The sequence below is a fragment of the Bradyrhizobium japonicum USDA 6 genome, assembly GCF_000284375.1.
Lineage (GTDB): Bacteria > Pseudomonadota > Alphaproteobacteria > Rhizobiales > Xanthobacteraceae > Bradyrhizobium > Bradyrhizobium japonicum.
The window spans coordinates 549,188-563,566 of the sequence record NC_017249.1 but is presented as its reverse complement, the minus strand read 5'-3'; the positions used below and the strand labels follow the sequence as shown (position 1 = coordinate 563,566).

The window sequence follows — 14,379 nt, the reverse complement described above, 5'->3', positions numbered from 1 at the left end:
CCGCCCGGCGTCGCTACATTTTGTCGGATACACCCCTGTCCGGACCGGGATCGCTGCCCGCGGCTGCGCTCGTGAGCCGGCCCAGATAATGCGCCCATCCTTTCGCGTGCGCGGCGGCCTGTTCCTCGGTCGGGAGCCCACTATGGGTCATGCGTAGTAGCGTGCCGCCGTCGCGCTCGATCAGGTCGATCTCGATCAGGCTCGAGCCGGGCGGCACTTCCTGACCGCCCTCCCAGCCGAATGTGTAGGCCAGACGATGCACCGGCACGACCTCGCGGAAGGTGCCGCGGCCGACGCCGCCGCGCGGGCCGATGCCCTTGAGGAGATAGAGACCGCCGGGATGCGGCTCCGTGGTCGCGTCGGAGCCCATCCAGCTCAGGATTTTCTCGGGGTCGGTCAAATAGGCGAAGACGGTGGCGCGGGGGGCTGCGATCTGGGTTTCGCGTCGCACTACGAATGGCTCGGTCATCGGCGATCATCCCTGGGCTGACACTGGCCACATGGCGGCGGTGGAGCGGTGCGTCAAGGATTGCCCGTGACAAAGACGGCCGACCTTCGCCATCATCGGGCCATGCAACTCTCCCGGACCCTCGCCTGGCTCGTCGATGTCGCCTCGGACTGCCCCGGGGCCGACCGTCTGCTCGCGGAACTCGGCGCTCATCTGGTCGCCGACGGTGTGCCGCTTGCGGCAGGCAGCCTGACGTTGGAGGTGCCGCATCCGCTGATCGCGAAGCGGACCTGGCTGTGGCGCGCGGAGAACGGCCGGGTCATCGAGGCCCTCGGCTTCGCACCAAGCGGGCTGGCGCCCGACCCGCCCGATGATGCCGGTCGCCGCTGGCTACGCGACATCGCGGGCGGCGAGGTGCACGAAGAGGTGGTCGGACGACCAGATGGGCCGCAGCTCGGCTGGATCGGGCCGCGTCCGTTCACCGCAGACGAGATCGAGCAATTGCGCCAGGCTGCGCGCTTCGCCGCGACGCCGCTGGCCGTGCTCGCTGCGCGCGCCACGTTGCGCGCGACGCTCGATGCCTATCTCGGCAAGCGCAGTGCAGGGCGGGTGCTGGCGGCGCCGCTGCGGCGCGATCTCGGCGAGACCATTCAAGCCGCGCTGCTCTATGCAGATCTGCGCAACTTCACGACCTTGTCGGAGACCACACCGCCGGCCGACGTCATCGCTGCGCTCGACGCCTGGTTCGATCGCATCGCCGGTGCCGTTCATGCCTTCGGCGGCGAGGTGCTGAAATTCATCGGCGACGGCGTGCTCGCGATCTTCCCGGTGGTCGAGGCCTCACCGCGCCGCGCCTGCGACGCCGCCCTGCGTGCCGCAGGCGCAGCCGAAGCCGGCATGGCGTATCTCAACGGGGAGCGCGGCGCTCAAGGACTGCCGCCGCTTGCGTTCGGCGCGGCCCTTCATCTCGGCGAAATACTCTGGGGCAATATCGGCGCCGCCAACAGGCTCGATTTCACGGCGATCGGTCCCGCCGTCAATCTCGCCAGCCGGCTGGAGGGATTGTGCAAGCCCCTGGAACGGACCGTGCTGGTATCGGGGGCGCTGGCCGCGGAGACGGACACGCCTCTCGTCGCGCTCGGATCGCATCCGCTGCGCGGCATCGCGTCGCCATGCGAGGTGTTTACGCTGCCGTAGGGTGGGCAAGGCTGCGCTCTTGCGCGCCGTGCCCACCATCTCACGGCAAGCTCCGGTCTCGGTTGGCGGGCATGCTACGCTTCGCCCACTCTGCCGTTCACGTCGATGACATCCCACCCATCTTGCAGACGAGCTTCCACTCTTCCGCCGTCACCGGCTGCACCGACAGACGCGAATATTTCACCAGCGCCATATCAGCGAGCTTCTTGTCCGCCTTGATCGCGGCCATCGTCACCGGCGTCTTCAAGGGCTTGTCGGCCTTGATATCGACGCAGACGAATTTTTCGGTCTTGTCGGTCGGATCGGGATAGGCCTCCTTGATGATCTCCGCGATGCCGACGATCTCCTTGCCCTCGTTGGAATGATAGAAGAACGCCTTGTCGCCCTTCTTCATGTTCACGAGGTTCTGGCGCGCGGTGTAATTGCGCACGCCGGTCCAGGCCTCGCCCTTGGCACCCTTCGCCACCTGCTGGTCCCAGGACCACACCGACGGTTCGGATTTCACCAGCCAATACGCCATGTTTATTCCTCTGCCTTGAAGGGGCGCGTCAACAGCCCCGAGATCGCAGCGTCGATCGTGCTCCGGCCGCTCAGGATCGAAGCGACCGCTTCTGATACCGGCATCTCGATGTCGTGCGAAGCTGCGAGTTCGATCAACACAGGTGCGGTGAACTCGCCTTCGGCGAGCTTGCCCGCGGGCGGCTGCTCGCCGCGGCCCAGCGCCAGGCCGTGCGCGAGATTGCGCGATTGCGGGCTCGAGCAGGTCAGGATCAGATCGCCGAGGCCGGACAGGCCCGTGAGCGTCTCGCCGCGCGCGCCGAGGGCACGGCCGAGGCGCGTGAGCTCGGCAAAGCCGCGGGTCGTCAGCGCAGCCTGGGCGGAGGCGCCGAGCTTGCGCCCGACCGCGATGCCAACCGCGATCGCCAACACGTTCTTGGCCGCACCGCCGATCTCGACGCCGCGGACATCTGTCGCGTGATAGGGCCGGAAGGTCGCCGAGCCCAGCGCCTGCACCAGCGCGCTCGCCAGCGCTTCGTCCTTCGCCGCCAGCGTCACCGCGGTCGGCAGGCCGCGCGCGACGTCGTCGGCAAAGCTCGGGCCTGACAGGATCGCCGGCTGCGCGTGAGGTGCCGCTTCCGCGATGATTTCGGTCATGAATTTATGGGTGCCGTGCTCGATGCCTTTGGCGCAGGCGACGATCGGCACCGGCCTTGTCAGATGCGAGGCCAGCATGTTGACCGCGCCGCGCAAATGCTGTGCTGGCGTCGCGATCAGCACCATGTCCGCGCGCGCGGCCTCCGCAAGCTCGTGCGTCACGACGATCTCCGGCGCCAGCTGCACGCCGGGCAGCCGTGGATTGTCGCGGGTCGAGGCGATTCGCGCGGCATGTTCGCTGTTGCGCGCCCAGAGCGTCACGTTGCGTCCGGCGCGCGCCGCGACCGTCGCCAGTGCCGTGCCCCACGCGCCCGCACCAATCACTGCGACGGACCGGAACGCCGTCATGGCTAGAATCCCGCCCGCGTGTTGCCGTAACCGGCCGGCGCCGTGGCGTTGGCATCGAGCAGCCAGCGTGCGCGGGGTTGGGCTTCCATCGTGTCGGTCATGCCGAGCGCCAGGCGCTCGGCGCCGGCCCAGGCGATCATCGCGCCGTTGTCGGTGCAGAGCGCGGGTGGCGGCATGATCAGTCGCGTCCCGGCCTGCCGCGCGACGTCATGCAGGGCGCCGCGGATCGCCTGATTGGCCGCGACGCCGCCGGCGGCGACGAGGGCATGCGGAGCGCCGAACCGCTCGCGGAAAAGCCTCAGGCCGACGCTCAACCGGTCGGCCGTCGAGTCGAGCACGGCGGCTTGAAAACTCGCGCAGAGATCGCTGATATCCTGCGGCGCGATCTCGGTTAGCCGGCTCGCCTCGTTGCGCACCGCCGTCTTCAATCCCGACAGCGAGAAATTGGCATCGGGCCGTCCCTGCATCGGGCGCGGGAAGGCGAAGCGGGTGGCATCGCCGCTTGCCGCGGCGCGTTCGACCTGCGGCCCGCCCGGATAGGGCAGGCCCAGCATCTTCGCGACCTTGTCGAAGGCTTCGCCCATCGCGTCGTCGACGGTGGTGCCGAGCCGCACATATTGGCCGACACCGGTGACGGCGACGATCTGGGTATGGCCGCCCGACGCGAGGAACAGGCAGTAGGGAAATTCAATTCCGTCGGTGAGGCGCGGCGTCAGTGCATGCGCTTCGAGATGGTTGACCGCAACCAGCGGCGTGTCATGCACCATCGCGATCGCCTTCGCGGTGGTGAGGCCGACGATGACGCCGCCGATCAGCCCCGGCCCCGCCGCGGCCGCGACGCCGTTGAGCTGCGCATAGTCGATGCCGGCCTCGTGCATGGCACGGTCGATGATGCCGTCGAGGACGTCGACATGCGCGCGCGCGGCGATCTCCGGCACCACGCCGCCGAAGCGGGCATGCTCCTCGATCTGGGACCGCACGATGTTGGACAGGATCTTGCCGCTGCCGTCCGGCGCGCGCTCGATCACGGCCGCGGCGGTCTCGTCGCAGGTGGTTTCGATGCCCAGTACCAGCATTGGCGAATTGTTATCCAATTTGCGCCCTTGCGCTCATCCGTAAAGCAGAGTTCTGGTACGTCCGGTAGCATTCCGGGGTCCACCTGCGCAATCGTCACGCGCAGCCGCCTTCGTGAATGCGTCACCGCCACGTGGTTCGGGAACACAAGCGATGTCCATTCTTGTCACACGGCCGCATCCCGACAATGAGGCGACGGCGAAAAATTTGCGGGCGCGGGGTCATGCGGTGCTGCTCGCCCCGATGCTCAAGTTCGAGCCGGTCGCCTTCCATGACGAGAGTGAGGCCGACTACGGCGCCATCATCGTCACGTCGGCCAATGCGATCCGCGCCGTCGCGCCGCAATTGCAGGCCCTTGGCTTAAAGAACCTTGGCCTTTTCGAGCTGCCGCTGTTTGCGGTCGGCGAGCACACGGCTGCCGCGGCGCGCGACGCCGGCTTCGCCGAGGTGATCGTCGCCGGCGGCGATGCCGCGGCCTTGCGCGACAAGGTGATGCGGAGCGCACGCGACAAGCTGCTGAAGAAGAAAGGCACGCTGCTCTATCTCGCGGGCGCGGATCTGTCGCGCGATCTCGGCGCCGAGCTCGGCGCCGAGGGCTTCAGCGTGGTGACGCAGACCACCTATCGCATGACTCCGGTCAAGATACTGCCGCGCGATGTCTGCGATGGCTTTGCCGCGCATGGGATCGAGGCGGTGCTGCACTACTCCCGTCGCAGCGCGCGGGCCTTCCTGGATGCGGCACGAGACGAAGGCGTCGAAATCTCGGCGCTGGCGATCCCGCAATGCTGCCTGTCCGAGACGGTCGCCAGCGTGCTGCGCGATGCCGGTGCGTCGCAGGTTCTGGGGGCCGCGACGCCGGACGAAAATGCCCTATTTGATACCTTGGAGCGTGCTTTGCGGACCCGTTTGGCGTAAGAGGTCGGGCCGAATCCGACGCGATCGGGTCCGTTTAGGGCATTTGAGTGTGAGGAACCGTCACGATGGCCGACGACAAGCCTGAAGACGCAGGACTGGCTCCCGAGTCAGGCCGTGCCAAGCGCACCCCGCCCACCATCGACCTTGAGGCAACCGAAATCTCGACCCAGCCGCAGTCGACGGCGGCCGCCGAACCGGAGTTTCAGCCGACGCCGGAGCAGGCCACCCCAGAGCAGGCCGCGGTCGAAGAGCCCAAATTCGAAGAGGCCAAGTTTGAAGAGGCCAAGCCCGACGAAGAGGCCAAGCCCGACCCGGAGCCCGCGCACGCGGAGGCCGCGGTCGCTTCCGCTCCCGCGTCGGCACCGGTGTCGCCCTGGGTCATTGCGCCGTTCTCCGGCGCGGTCGCAGCCGCGATCGTGATTGCCGTCGGCTGGATGCTGGGCTGGCCCGCCGTGCAGGCGCCGCCGGCCGCACCGCAGGTCACGAGCGCGACGATCGACGCGCTCAGCGGACGTGTCGCCGCGGTCGAAGCCAAGGCGGGCAAGCCCGCCGCCGATCCGGCCGTGGTGGCGCGGATCGATGCACTGGAGAAATCCGCAAATGCCTTGCGCAGTGACATCGCCAATCTGCGTGCACAATCAGACAAGACCGCCAACGACGTGAAGTCGGCACCGCGCACCGCCGCGCCCGATCTTGCCGCTCTCAGCGACCGCATTGCGCAGCTTGAGCGTGCCAGCAAGACGGAGCGTGCCGAGCTCGCACAGCAGGGCGAGAAGATTGCCGACAACAAGGCGACGGATGACAAGCCGCTGCGCCATGTCGTGGCGGCGGCTCTGCTCGACGTGGCGGTTCGGCATGGCGATCCCTACGAATCGCAATTGGTCGCGGCGCGGTCGCTCGCGGCCAAGCCCGATATGCTGAAGCCGCTCGACACCTTTGCATCGTCAGGCATTCCGACGCCGGTTGCGCTGAGCCGTGAGCTGCTCAACATCGTGCCCAAGCTCTCGCCGCCGGCGGAAACCCCGGCCGCCGGTGCCGGCATCGTCGAGCGTCTCCAGGCGGGGGCCTCGAAACTCGTTCGTATCGAGCGCACCGACGGCGTCGGCAATGATCGCGGCGCCATCGTCGCACGGGTGACGGCGGCGGCGCTCCGCAACGATTTCGCGGAAGCACGGCGCGAGCTGAAGACGCTGTCCGAGGCCGATCGTGCACCGGCACAGGCCTGGCTCGACAAGGCCGATGCGCGCGACGCCGCGCTCGGTGCCTCCCGCAAATTCGCCGACGATGCCATGGCGGATCTCGCCAAGCCCGATCTGGTCAAGCCTGCTCAGTAAAGGTTCGCGCAACAATCAGCGCGTAATAGGGATCGCCATGCTTCGCATCGTCCTCTTCCTCGTCCTGATCGCGCTGGCGGCGGCCGGCGCGGCCTGGGTTGCCGATCAGCCCGGCGATCTCGTCCTGACCGCGGGCGGCTTCCGCGCGTCAACGACGCTTCCGAGGTTCGTGTTTCTGCTCGGCGTCTTTGCAGCGGCGGTCGTGCTGGTCTGGAGCATCGTGACGATGATCTGGCGCACGCCGGGACGCCTGCGCCGCCGCCGTCATGAGAAACGGCACGCGCGCGGCCGCCATGCCATCACCCACGGCCTGCTCGCGATCGGTCATGGCGACACCGCCCTCGCCCGCCGTCACGCCGATACCGCGCGGCGGCTGGCCGCGAACGATCCGCTCGCACTGCTGCTGCATGCGCAATCGGCCCAGCTCGAAGGCAATCGCGACGAGGCGCAGCGCGTCTTTCGCGTCATGGCCGAGCGCGAGGATACCCGGCTGCTCGGCCTGCGCGGCCTGTTCATCGAGGCGCAGCGTGCCGACGATGCGGTCGGCGCCGTGATGATCGCGGAGGAAGCGATCAAGCTGTCGCCGTCCTCGACCTGGGCCTCGCACGCGGTGCTCGGCTTCCGCTGCGCGCGCGGCGATTGGAGCGGCGCGCTCGCGATCCTGGATTCGAATCTGTCCGCGGGCCTGATCGACAAGGCGGCCTATCGCCGCCAGCGCGGCGTGCTGCTCACGGCCCGCGCGCTGGAATTGGAAACGATGGACCGCGACGTCGCGCGCGAGAGCGTGATGGAGGCGATCAAGCTCGCGCCGACGCTGGTGCCGGCCGCGGTGCTCGCGGCCAAGTTCGAGAGCGAAGCGCATCAGGTGCGACGCTCCATGAAGCTGGTCGAGGCCGCGTGGCTCGCCAATCCGCATCCGGATCTCGCCGACGCCTATGCGCATGTGAAGCTCGGCGATTCCGCGCGGCAGCGCTTGCAGCGGGTCGAGACGCTGGCGGCCAAGACGCCGGCCGACAAGGCGGGCCATGTCGAGGGCCAGCTCGCGATCGCGCGCGCCGCGATCGACGCCTCCGAGTTCGCGCGTGCGCGTGCGGTGCTCGCGCCTTACGTCAATGATCCGACCCAGCGGGTCGCGCTGCTGATGGCCGAGCTCGAGCGTACCGAGCACGGCGACGGCGGCCGTGCCCGCGCCTGGACCTTGCGCGCGGTGCGCGCCCGCCACGATCCGGCCTGGACCGCGGACGGCTATGTCAGCGACCGCTGGCGTCCGGTCTCGCCGGTCACCGGCCGTCTCGATGCCTTCCAGTGGCAAACGCCGGTCGCGAGCCTGCCCTCCGACAAGGGCGCCACGATCGAATCCTCGGCCTTCGAGGAAGCCATGCTGGCCGCCCCGCCGCCGAAGCGGGTGACGGCAGCCCCGAGCGAAGCCCCGGTGGAACCGCCCGTGGCCGCACCGGATTCCGTCCCCGCCGCACAGGACAATTCGCCCCCTGAGGCCAAGGAGACGACCGCGGAGGCCGCCAAGGAAGAGCCGGCGGTCACGCCCACCGCCGAGCCGGTCAATCCCGCCCTTGAGACGGCCGAATCATCTCCGGAGGCGGCAACGCCGGTGTTCCGGACCCGCGCCGACCTCGGCAAGCCCGCGCCGGCCCCGATCCAGGCCGTCATCCCCATCGTCCGCGCCCCCGATGATCCCGGGATCGATGACGAGGGTCCGAGCGATGAATTTGCGGAACAAATCGGCACGCCCAGAACCCATGCAAAGGCCCAGGCCGGCGGCTGGCGCGGATTCTGGTCCCGCTGGGGCGCGTGAGGCACATTTCGAAGCCCGCTCCACCTTGCCAATTCGGGCCATGCCCGATATCAGGAGCGCGCGTATCGGGACCGGCATTGCGCGGGTCCCGGCAGGGTTCGCCGCAATAGCTCAGTCGGTAGAGCACGTCATTCGTAATGACGGGGTCGGGGGTTCGAATCCCTCTTGCGGCACCAGCGCTCAAACTCAACGTTTTGACTTTGTCATCCAGCATGCCGACCGCGGGCGTGATCGAGTTCGCGCGGCGGCTCGAGTGACGCCAGTCACATAATCCCCGCCGTGACTCCCCTAGTCTCCCGGTCACGGAAAACACGGGGAGATTTCACATGCGCAAGATCATTCTGGTTGCCGCCATGGTCCTGGCTTCCGCATCTGCCCATGCCGGCGACCGCAGCCTGTCGCTGGCCACGGCAACGGCCGCTCCGCAAGCCACCACGACCACCGCGCCGACGACGCAAATCAGCGAAGTCGCGCCGGCCACGGAAGCCCCGAAATACGTCGATCGTCCGCCGGCAGTCTCGGCCCCTGCTCCCGCCGTGGCGACGGCTCCTGCCGTGACCGCGACAACGACGGCCTCAGCGCCGGCGGCGACGAGCAAGCCCGCCACGAAGACCGCAAAGGCGGGCAAGCCGAAGCACAAGCGCGGCTGGACCGAAGGCCGTATCATCAGCGAGCTGCATCGCCACGGCATCTACTGGTAAGCCGCCGCTCGCTCCAAAAGCAAATGGCCGGGCAAGAGCCCGGCCATGCGCGTATTGAGGAAGCGGTTCGGGCTTACTGCGACACCGTCTGCACCACGCTGGAGATCGGACGCGTGTTCGTGCCCGCGGTCGGCACCTTCATGTCCTTCATCAGCGCCTCGTCATATTCCGGCAGCGTCTGAAGCGTCGTCTTCGCTTTCATCTGCACGACCTTGTATCCGCCGGCCTTGAGCCGCGCGAGCAGCGCCGGCATCGCTTCGCCGGTGTGCTTCTGGAAGTCGTGCATCAGGATGATGCCCTTGCCGAGCTTGTCGAGCCGCGTCATCACCGTCTCGATGATCTTCTCCGGCGTCGCGCCCTTCCGGAAGTCGAAGGAGTCGATATCGGTCGAGAACATCGCGACGTTGCGGGTGCCGAAATAGCTCACGATCGCCGGATTGTGCTGAAGCTGAGGGAAGCGGAAGAACGGCGCGGGGTTGGTACCGAGCGCGAATTTCACCGCACTGATACCCTTTTCGACCTCGTCCTTGGCCTGCTGCTCCGTCATCTTCTTGCCGTTCAGGTTGACATGCGACCAGGTGTGCGTGCCGACCGTGTGGCCCTGGGCCAGCACCTGGCGCAGGATTTCCGGATGATAGGTCGCGTGCTTGCCGACCGAGAAGAACAGACCCTTGGTGCATTCATCCGCGAGCGCCTTCAGCACCGCGGGCGTGTTCACCGGCCAGGGACCGTCGTCGAAGGTCAGCACGACCTCCTTGTCGGTGAGGAAGTCGAACTGCTTGAAATGGTCGAAGCCGAAGCCGGGTCCGCCGGTGGTGTCGATCTCGACCACGCGGGCAACGCCCAGCGCGTTCGGATTGGCGCAGGCCTGTTTCGGCTGCACGGGCATGGCCGGAGCGGGCGCAGGCGCCGCTGCCTGGGCAACTGCCGTCGGCCTGGCCGCGATCGCCGCGGTGGTCTCGACGTCATCCCTGGCGGCGAGCTTCGCCTGTGCCGGCAATTGATCGGCGGCACGGGCGGCCGTTGTTTTGGGGGCGCCCTGATCGGCGCGCGCGGAATAATAAAACCAACCGCCGGCGGCGATCACGACCGCCGCAACTACACTGGCCAGCATCAGGCCCAACGCATTACGCATCGCTATTCTTTCCAATTACGCAACCAACCCGGCGGAATCTCCCGCGCGACGAGCCATTAATGCGAAGGAACAGTTAACGTGACACCAACACAACGGCGTTTGCGCCGGATTTTCAGCGAGGTGCGCCAAAGTGACGGAAGTCACAGAGGGCGGGCCACCCGTGACCGTCATCACGGTGGAAACTGTTTTGCCGGAGCATCGTAGTTCCCATCAACAACGGGCCTCGCTTCCAGCGGCGCCCATGGGAGCTTCAAATGACCAAGTCTTCTTCTGCGAAGTCTTTCTCTGCCAAATCGCTGACGAGTAGGATCCGCGACACCAGCCTGGCTCTGGGCTTTGCCGCCATCGTCTCGATCGTCGCGACGACGTCGAGCTTCGCCTTCTCGGCCGAGGCGCAGCAGCAGTGCACCGGCGATGCCTTCCGCCTGTGCTCCTCGGAAATTCCCAACATCCCGAAGATCACGGCGTGCATGATGAAGCATCGTTCCGACCTGAGCGCCGGCTGCCGCGCGGTGATGGACAAGGACCTCGCAAAGGGCGCCTCACGCAAGGTCGCAGACGCGCAGGACAAGCAGTAGGAAAACGCGCAACGGCGATCGTTGTTGGCTCCCCTCGCGATGTGCTCCCGGCGTCAAGCCGGGGCCACGCGCGCCAGTCCCGCCCGGCAATAAAGCCGTTGCGGCCCCGGGATCGTCGCACTAGCTTCGCCCGCACATCTTTGAGGCGAGAGGCATTACGCGATGACCAGATTTCTTTTCATTGTTTCTTTGATTCTGTGCGCATCGAGCGCCTCAGCGCAACAGCAGCCCGGCCACGATGCCTGCGCGCGCGATGTGACGCGCTTCTGCCGTGCAGTGATGAACAATGGCGATGGCGTCGTGCTCGCTTGTCTCAAGCAGAACCGCACCCGCCTCAGCAAAGCCTGCGACAAGGTGTTGACGGATCACGGGCAGTAAGACGTGGCGTCGTAGCCCGGATGAGCAAAATCCGGGGGCTGCCCGCGCGGTGAGACCGTCCCGGATTGCGCTTCGCTCTATCCGGGCTACAGGCCAAGACCTACGTGCTGCTCCCCGCCGCGCTCGCGACCACCGGCAGCACCTCGGCGCCGGCACGATCCGGCGTCTCCTCCTTCCAGCGCACCGAGCCGAACGGACGCTCCAGCATGCGGCGGATACGCACCGGATCGGGGCCGATGTGGAAATCGATCGCCTGCTGATGCAATGCGCGTTCGGACTGGGTCGAGCGGTTGCGCTGGCGCAGATAATCGAGCCAGGTCGGACAGTGGTAGCGCTCGGTCCACAATTCGGGGTCGGCGATGTCGCGCGCAATCGACCAGCCATAGGCGCCGTTGCGCTGCCGGGAGAGCTGCACGTCCTGCATCACATTGTGGAAGGCGCGCGCGTTTTCCTGGGACACCCTGTATTCGATCTCGACCACCAGCGGCCCGCTGCGCGCCGTGAGCGACAGTTTGACTTCGGGATCGGCGAGCACGTCCGCGTTCTCGTTGCGGGCGCCGACGCGCGGCATCGCCAGCCAGATGCCGAGCACCGGCGAGATCAGCATCAGGCTGGCGGCTGTCAGCAGCGCGACCTCGACGCCGGCATAATCGGTGAGATGGCCCCAGCCCCAGGCGCCGATCGCGATGCCGCCGGATATCGAGGCCTGGAACGCCGCGAGCGAACGGCCCGCGACCCAGCGCGGCGCAGAGAGCTGCACGCCGATGTTGAACAGCGCGACAGCGGCCATCCAGACCGCACCGGCGAGCACGAGCGCCGCCGCCGTCAGCACCGGCTCCGTGCTCACGGCAAGCGCGGCCATCGCGAATGCCATCGAGATGGTGCAGGCGCGGATCGCGGCCTCGCCGCTCATGCGCTTGCGCAATTCATGGATGTTGAGCGCGCCGACGACGGCGCCCATGCCGAAGGCACCCAGCATGATGCCGTAGGTCTGCGCGCCGCCATGCAGCAAATCGCGCGCAATCAGCGGCATCAACGCCATGATGGCACCGCCGATCAGGCCCATCACCAATGTGCGCAACAGCACGATCTTGATCGGCGGCGAATTGGTGATGTAGCGGAAGCCCGAGACCATGGCGCGGTTGAGCTTTTCCCGCGGCAGGCGCGAGGGCTCGGTGCTGCGCCGCCAGAGCAGCAGCACCACCAGCAGCGGCAGATAGAGGATCGCGTTGCAGGCAAAGGCGGCCACCGCGCCAAGCGAGGCGACGATGACGCCGCCGACCGCGGGACCGAAGCTGCGTGCAATATTGTAGCTGATGCCGTTCAGCGCGACGGCTGACGGCAGGGCTTCGGGCGGCACCTGCTCGCTGACCGAGGATTGCCACGCCGGCCCGAACAGCGCATTGCCGCTGCCCACCACGAAGCAGAACACGAGCAGCGTTTCCGGGGTGATCAGCTTGAGCCAGGCCAGCACCGTCAGCGCAGTCGCTCCCATCAGCGCGATCGCGAGCGAAATCAAGGTCACGATGCGCCGGTCATACATGTCGGCGATGGCGCCGGCCGGCATCGAGATCAGCATGATCGGCAGCATCAGCGCGGTCTGCACCAGCGCCACCTTGTCGGCCGAGGCCGCCATCTGCGTCATCGCCCAGGCCGCGCCCACGCCCTGGATCAAAAGGCCAAGATTGGAGAGCAGGCTGGCGAGCCAGATGCGCCGGAACACGGTGTACCGCAGCGGTGCGGCGATGCCGTCGCCGGCGAATTTCTGACGGTTCGGCTGCTCGGTCATATCCCCTTCCATATGGGCTGGCAGAAGTGGTCTCGGGTGATTCCGGCAGGTTCAGTGATGCCTGCGAAAGTCCTTCGCTGTCCAGTGGTTAGGCCGCTATAAGCGGTACAAAGAGTTGGTTTTGCCGGAGAAACATATGAAGCTGTCGCGACGGTCGATCCTGCTGGGGGCAGGCAGCTTGCCTTTCGCGGTTGCGAGCTTGCGGACAGGCGCGCTGGCCCAGACCGCGCCCACGACTCAGAATGCCGAGGTGCCCCCGATCCTGTTCGTCCACGGCAATGGCGACTACGACGCGCTCTGGATGACGACGCTTTGGCGGATGGAATCCAACGGCGTCGCGCGGGATCGCATGGCGGCGATCAATTTCACCGATCCCCTGGCGCGCAGCGACGACAAGGTCGAGCAGGCGAACCGCTCCTCGACCGAGGACCAGCGCCGCGAGCTCGCTGCCGCCATCGCCGACTTGAAACGCCGCACCGGGGCGGCCCGCGTGGCGTTGGTCGGCAGCTCGCGCGGCGGCTACGCCATTCGCAACGTCATCAGGAACGGCGGTGCCGCCGATGTCAGCCATGCCGTGCTGTGCGGCACACCCAATCACGGCGTGTTCGCGACCGATGACCAGCCGAACAACGAGTTCAACGGCCGTGGCACATTTCTGCGTAGCCTGAATGAGGGCGAGAGCGAGGTGACGCCGGGCACGGCCTTCCTCACCCTGCGCAGCGATGGCATGGACAAGTACGCGCAAGCGGACGGCCGCTTCATCGGCAAGCCGGGCACGCCGACCGGTGTCACCGTTGAGGGGCCGGAGTTGAAGGGCGCCACCAATCTCGTGCTCGGCGCGCTCGACCATCGCGAAGTGGCGTTTCACCCGCGCGCTTTCCGCGAGATCTACAAGTTCATTGCCGGCCGCGAGCCCGCGCGCATCGCGATTGTGCCGGAGCAGAGCGTGAGGTTGAGCGGCCTCGTGACCGGTACGCCAGGCGGCGTGTCGACCAATCGCCCGGTCGCAGGTGCAACCGTCGATGTCTTCCGCGTCGACCCCGATACCGGGGAGCGCAGAGGCGGCGCGGTGCACAGCGCGAAGACCGGCGCCGACGGCCGCTGGGGTCCGGCCCAGGTCGAGCCTTCCTGGTTCCTCGAATTCGTCCTGACATCGCCGGACGCCCCGACGACGCATATCTACCGCTCGCCCTTCGCGCGCTCGTCCGATGTCGTGCATCTGCGTGCCGCGCGCCCGCTCGGGCCGGCCGACAAGGATGCCGGCGCCGTCGTGATCATGTCACGCCCGCGCGGCTATTTCGGCCTGCCGCGGGACGTGGTGCTGCTCGACGGCAAGGAGCCGGCCGATGTCAAGCCGGGTGTGCCCACGGATTCGGCAGCAACCTTGCGGCTCCCGGCCGCGGAGGCCGGGCGTAACATCGTGGCCCAGTTCGGCGAAGAACGAATTGTGGCGCGCGCCTGGCCCGCCTCCGAGAACAGGATTGCGATTGCCGAGCTGACTTACTAGCTATTGG

The 14,379-nt window shown here is 67.3% G+C and carries 14 protein-coding genes and 1 tRNA gene; 9 read left to right on the top strand and 6 right to left on the bottom strand.

The window, feature by feature from the left end; all coding sequences use genetic code 11:
- Positions 1-13: 13 nt before the first annotated feature.
- Positions 14-469: an SRPBCC family protein gene (locus BJ6T_RS02620; protein WP_014490737.1), complete on the bottom strand. Its 456-nt coding sequence runs from the start codon at positions 467-469 to the stop codon at positions 14-16.
- A 102-nt stretch (positions 470-571) separates the two neighbouring features.
- Here BJ6T_RS02620 and BJ6T_RS02615 point away from each other — a divergent pair, with 102 nt between their 5' ends.
- A complete protein-coding gene (locus tag BJ6T_RS02615; protein ID WP_014490736.1) occupies positions 572-1,645 on the top strand; it encodes an adenylate/guanylate cyclase domain-containing protein in 1,074 nt (357 codons plus the stop codon).
- A gap of 97 nt (positions 1,646-1,742) precedes the next feature.
- Here the strand turns inward: BJ6T_RS02615 and BJ6T_RS02610 are convergent, their stop codons facing one another.
- Genes BJ6T_RS02610 through tsaD form a run of 3 tightly spaced genes read right to left on the bottom strand, consistent with a single transcriptional unit; the run spans position 1,743 to position 4,224 of the window.
- On the bottom strand, positions 1,743-2,165 hold the full coding sequence (locus BJ6T_RS02610; protein ID WP_014490735.1) for an EVE domain-containing protein: 423 nt from the start codon (positions 2,163-2,165) through the stop codon (positions 1,743-1,745).
- A gap of 2 nt (positions 2,166-2,167) precedes the next feature.
- The gene (locus BJ6T_RS02605; protein WP_014490734.1) at positions 2,168-3,148 is read right to left on the bottom strand and encodes an NAD(P)H-dependent glycerol-3-phosphate dehydrogenase; all 981 of its coding nucleotides are present in this window, start codon (positions 3,146-3,148) and stop codon (positions 2,168-2,170) included.
- Positions 3,149-3,150: 2 nt separating this feature from the next.
- Positions 3,151-4,224: a tRNA (adenosine(37)-N6)-threonylcarbamoyltransferase complex transferase subunit TsaD gene (gene tsaD, locus BJ6T_RS02600; protein WP_014490733.1), complete on the bottom strand. Its 1,074-nt coding sequence runs from the start codon at positions 4,222-4,224 to the stop codon at positions 3,151-3,153.
- Positions 4,225-4,375: 151 nt separating this feature from the next.
- On the opposite strand from tsaD, the gene BJ6T_RS02595 reads away from it, so the two are divergent.
- The 5 genes from BJ6T_RS02595 (at position 4,376) to BJ6T_RS02575 (ending at position 8,985) form a co-directional block, all read left to right on the top strand.
- On the top strand, positions 4,376-5,137 hold the full coding sequence (locus BJ6T_RS02595; RefSeq protein WP_014490732.1) for a uroporphyrinogen-III synthase: 762 nt from the start codon (positions 4,376-4,378) through the stop codon (positions 5,135-5,137).
- Between the two features lie 65 nt (positions 5,138-5,202).
- Entirely contained in the window at positions 5,203-6,471 is a 1,269-nt protein-coding gene (locus BJ6T_RS02590) for a hypothetical protein (RefSeq protein WP_014490731.1), read from the top strand.
- Between the two features lie 37 nt (positions 6,472-6,508).
- Positions 6,509-8,284, top strand: a complete 1,776-nt coding sequence (locus BJ6T_RS02585; protein ID WP_014490730.1) for a heme biosynthesis protein HemY — start codon at positions 6,509-6,511, stop codon at positions 8,282-8,284.
- A 100-nt stretch (positions 8,285-8,384) separates the two neighbouring features.
- Positions 8,385-8,460 (top strand) — tRNA-Thr (locus tag BJ6T_RS02580).
- A 150-nt stretch (positions 8,461-8,610) separates the two neighbouring features.
- Positions 8,611-8,985, top strand: a complete 375-nt coding sequence (locus BJ6T_RS02575) for a hypothetical protein (protein WP_014490729.1) — start codon at positions 8,611-8,613, stop codon at positions 8,983-8,985.
- Between the two features lie 73 nt (positions 8,986-9,058).
- Here BJ6T_RS02575 and BJ6T_RS02570 read toward each other — a convergent pair whose 3' ends face one another.
- Positions 9,059-10,120, bottom strand: coding sequence for a polysaccharide deacetylase family protein (locus BJ6T_RS02570; protein ID WP_014490728.1), 1,062 nt, complete (start codon positions 10,118-10,120; stop codon positions 9,059-9,061).
- A 254-nt stretch (positions 10,121-10,374) separates the two neighbouring features.
- Here BJ6T_RS02570 and BJ6T_RS02565 point away from each other — a divergent pair, with 254 nt between their 5' ends.
- Both BJ6T_RS02565 and BJ6T_RS02560 read left to right on the top strand, forming a co-directional pair.
- Positions 10,375-10,698, top strand: coding sequence for a hypothetical protein (locus tag BJ6T_RS02565; RefSeq protein WP_014490727.1), 324 nt, complete (start codon positions 10,375-10,377; stop codon positions 10,696-10,698).
- A gap of 162 nt (positions 10,699-10,860) precedes the next feature.
- Positions 10,861-11,076 carry a hypothetical protein gene (locus BJ6T_RS02560; RefSeq protein WP_014490726.1) on the top strand — a complete coding sequence of 72 codons (216 nt, stop codon included), beginning with the start codon at positions 10,861-10,863 and terminating at the stop codon, positions 11,074-11,076.
- Positions 11,077-11,176: 100 nt separating this feature from the next.
- On the opposite strand, the gene BJ6T_RS02555 is transcribed toward BJ6T_RS02560, so the two are convergent.
- Entirely contained in the window at positions 11,177-12,865 is a 1,689-nt protein-coding gene (locus tag BJ6T_RS02555) for an MFS transporter (RefSeq protein ID WP_014490725.1), read from the bottom strand.
- A 136-nt stretch (positions 12,866-13,001) separates the two neighbouring features.
- Here BJ6T_RS02555 and BJ6T_RS02550 point away from each other — a divergent pair, with 136 nt between their 5' ends.
- A complete protein-coding gene (locus tag BJ6T_RS02550; protein ID WP_028169690.1) occupies positions 13,002-14,372 on the top strand; it encodes a hypothetical protein in 1,371 nt (456 codons plus the stop codon).
- Positions 14,373-14,379 lie beyond the last annotated feature (7 nt).

Bases quoted from the DNA above. Each gene is read 5' to 3' on its own strand.
- BJ6T_RS02585 (WP_014490730.1), top strand. From the start codon at position 6,509: ATGCTTCGCATCGTCCTCTTCCTCGTCCTGATCGCGCTGGCGGCGGCC.
- BJ6T_RS02610 (WP_014490735.1), bottom strand. From the start codon at position 2,165: ATGGCGTATTGGCTGGTGAAATCCGAACCGTCGGTGTGGTCCTGGGAC.
- BJ6T_RS02555 (WP_014490725.1), bottom strand. From the start codon at position 12,865: ATGACCGAGCAGCCGAACCGTCAGAAATTCGCCGGCGACGGCATCGCC.
- tsaD (WP_014490733.1), bottom strand. From the start codon at position 4,224: ATGCTGGTACTGGGCATCGAAACCACCTGCGACGAGACCGCCGCGGCC.
- BJ6T_RS02620 (WP_014490737.1), bottom strand. From the start codon at position 469: ATGACCGAGCCATTCGTAGTGCGACGCGAAACCCAGATCGCAGCCCCC.
- BJ6T_RS02605 (WP_014490734.1), bottom strand. From the start codon at position 3,148: ATGACGGCGTTCCGGTCCGTCGCAGTGATTGGTGCGGGCGCGTGGGGC.
- BJ6T_RS02575 (WP_014490729.1), top strand. From the start codon at position 8,611: ATGCGCAAGATCATTCTGGTTGCCGCCATGGTCCTGGCTTCCGCATCT.
- BJ6T_RS02615 (WP_014490736.1), top strand. From the start codon at position 572: ATGCAACTCTCCCGGACCCTCGCCTGGCTCGTCGATGTCGCCTCGGAC.
- BJ6T_RS02590 (WP_014490731.1), top strand. From the start codon at position 5,203: ATGGCCGACGACAAGCCTGAAGACGCAGGACTGGCTCCCGAGTCAGGC.
- BJ6T_RS02560 (WP_014490726.1), top strand. From the start codon at position 10,861: ATGACCAGATTTCTTTTCATTGTTTCTTTGATTCTGTGCGCATCGAGC.
- BJ6T_RS02550 (WP_028169690.1), top strand. From the start codon at position 13,002: ATGAAGCTGTCGCGACGGTCGATCCTGCTGGGGGCAGGCAGCTTGCCT.
- BJ6T_RS02570 (WP_014490728.1), bottom strand. From the start codon at position 10,120: ATGCGTAATGCGTTGGGCCTGATGCTGGCCAGTGTAGTTGCGGCGGTC.
- BJ6T_RS02595 (WP_014490732.1), top strand. From the start codon at position 4,376: ATGTCCATTCTTGTCACACGGCCGCATCCCGACAATGAGGCGACGGCG.
- BJ6T_RS02565 (WP_014490727.1), top strand. From the start codon at position 10,375: ATGACCAAGTCTTCTTCTGCGAAGTCTTTCTCTGCCAAATCGCTGACG.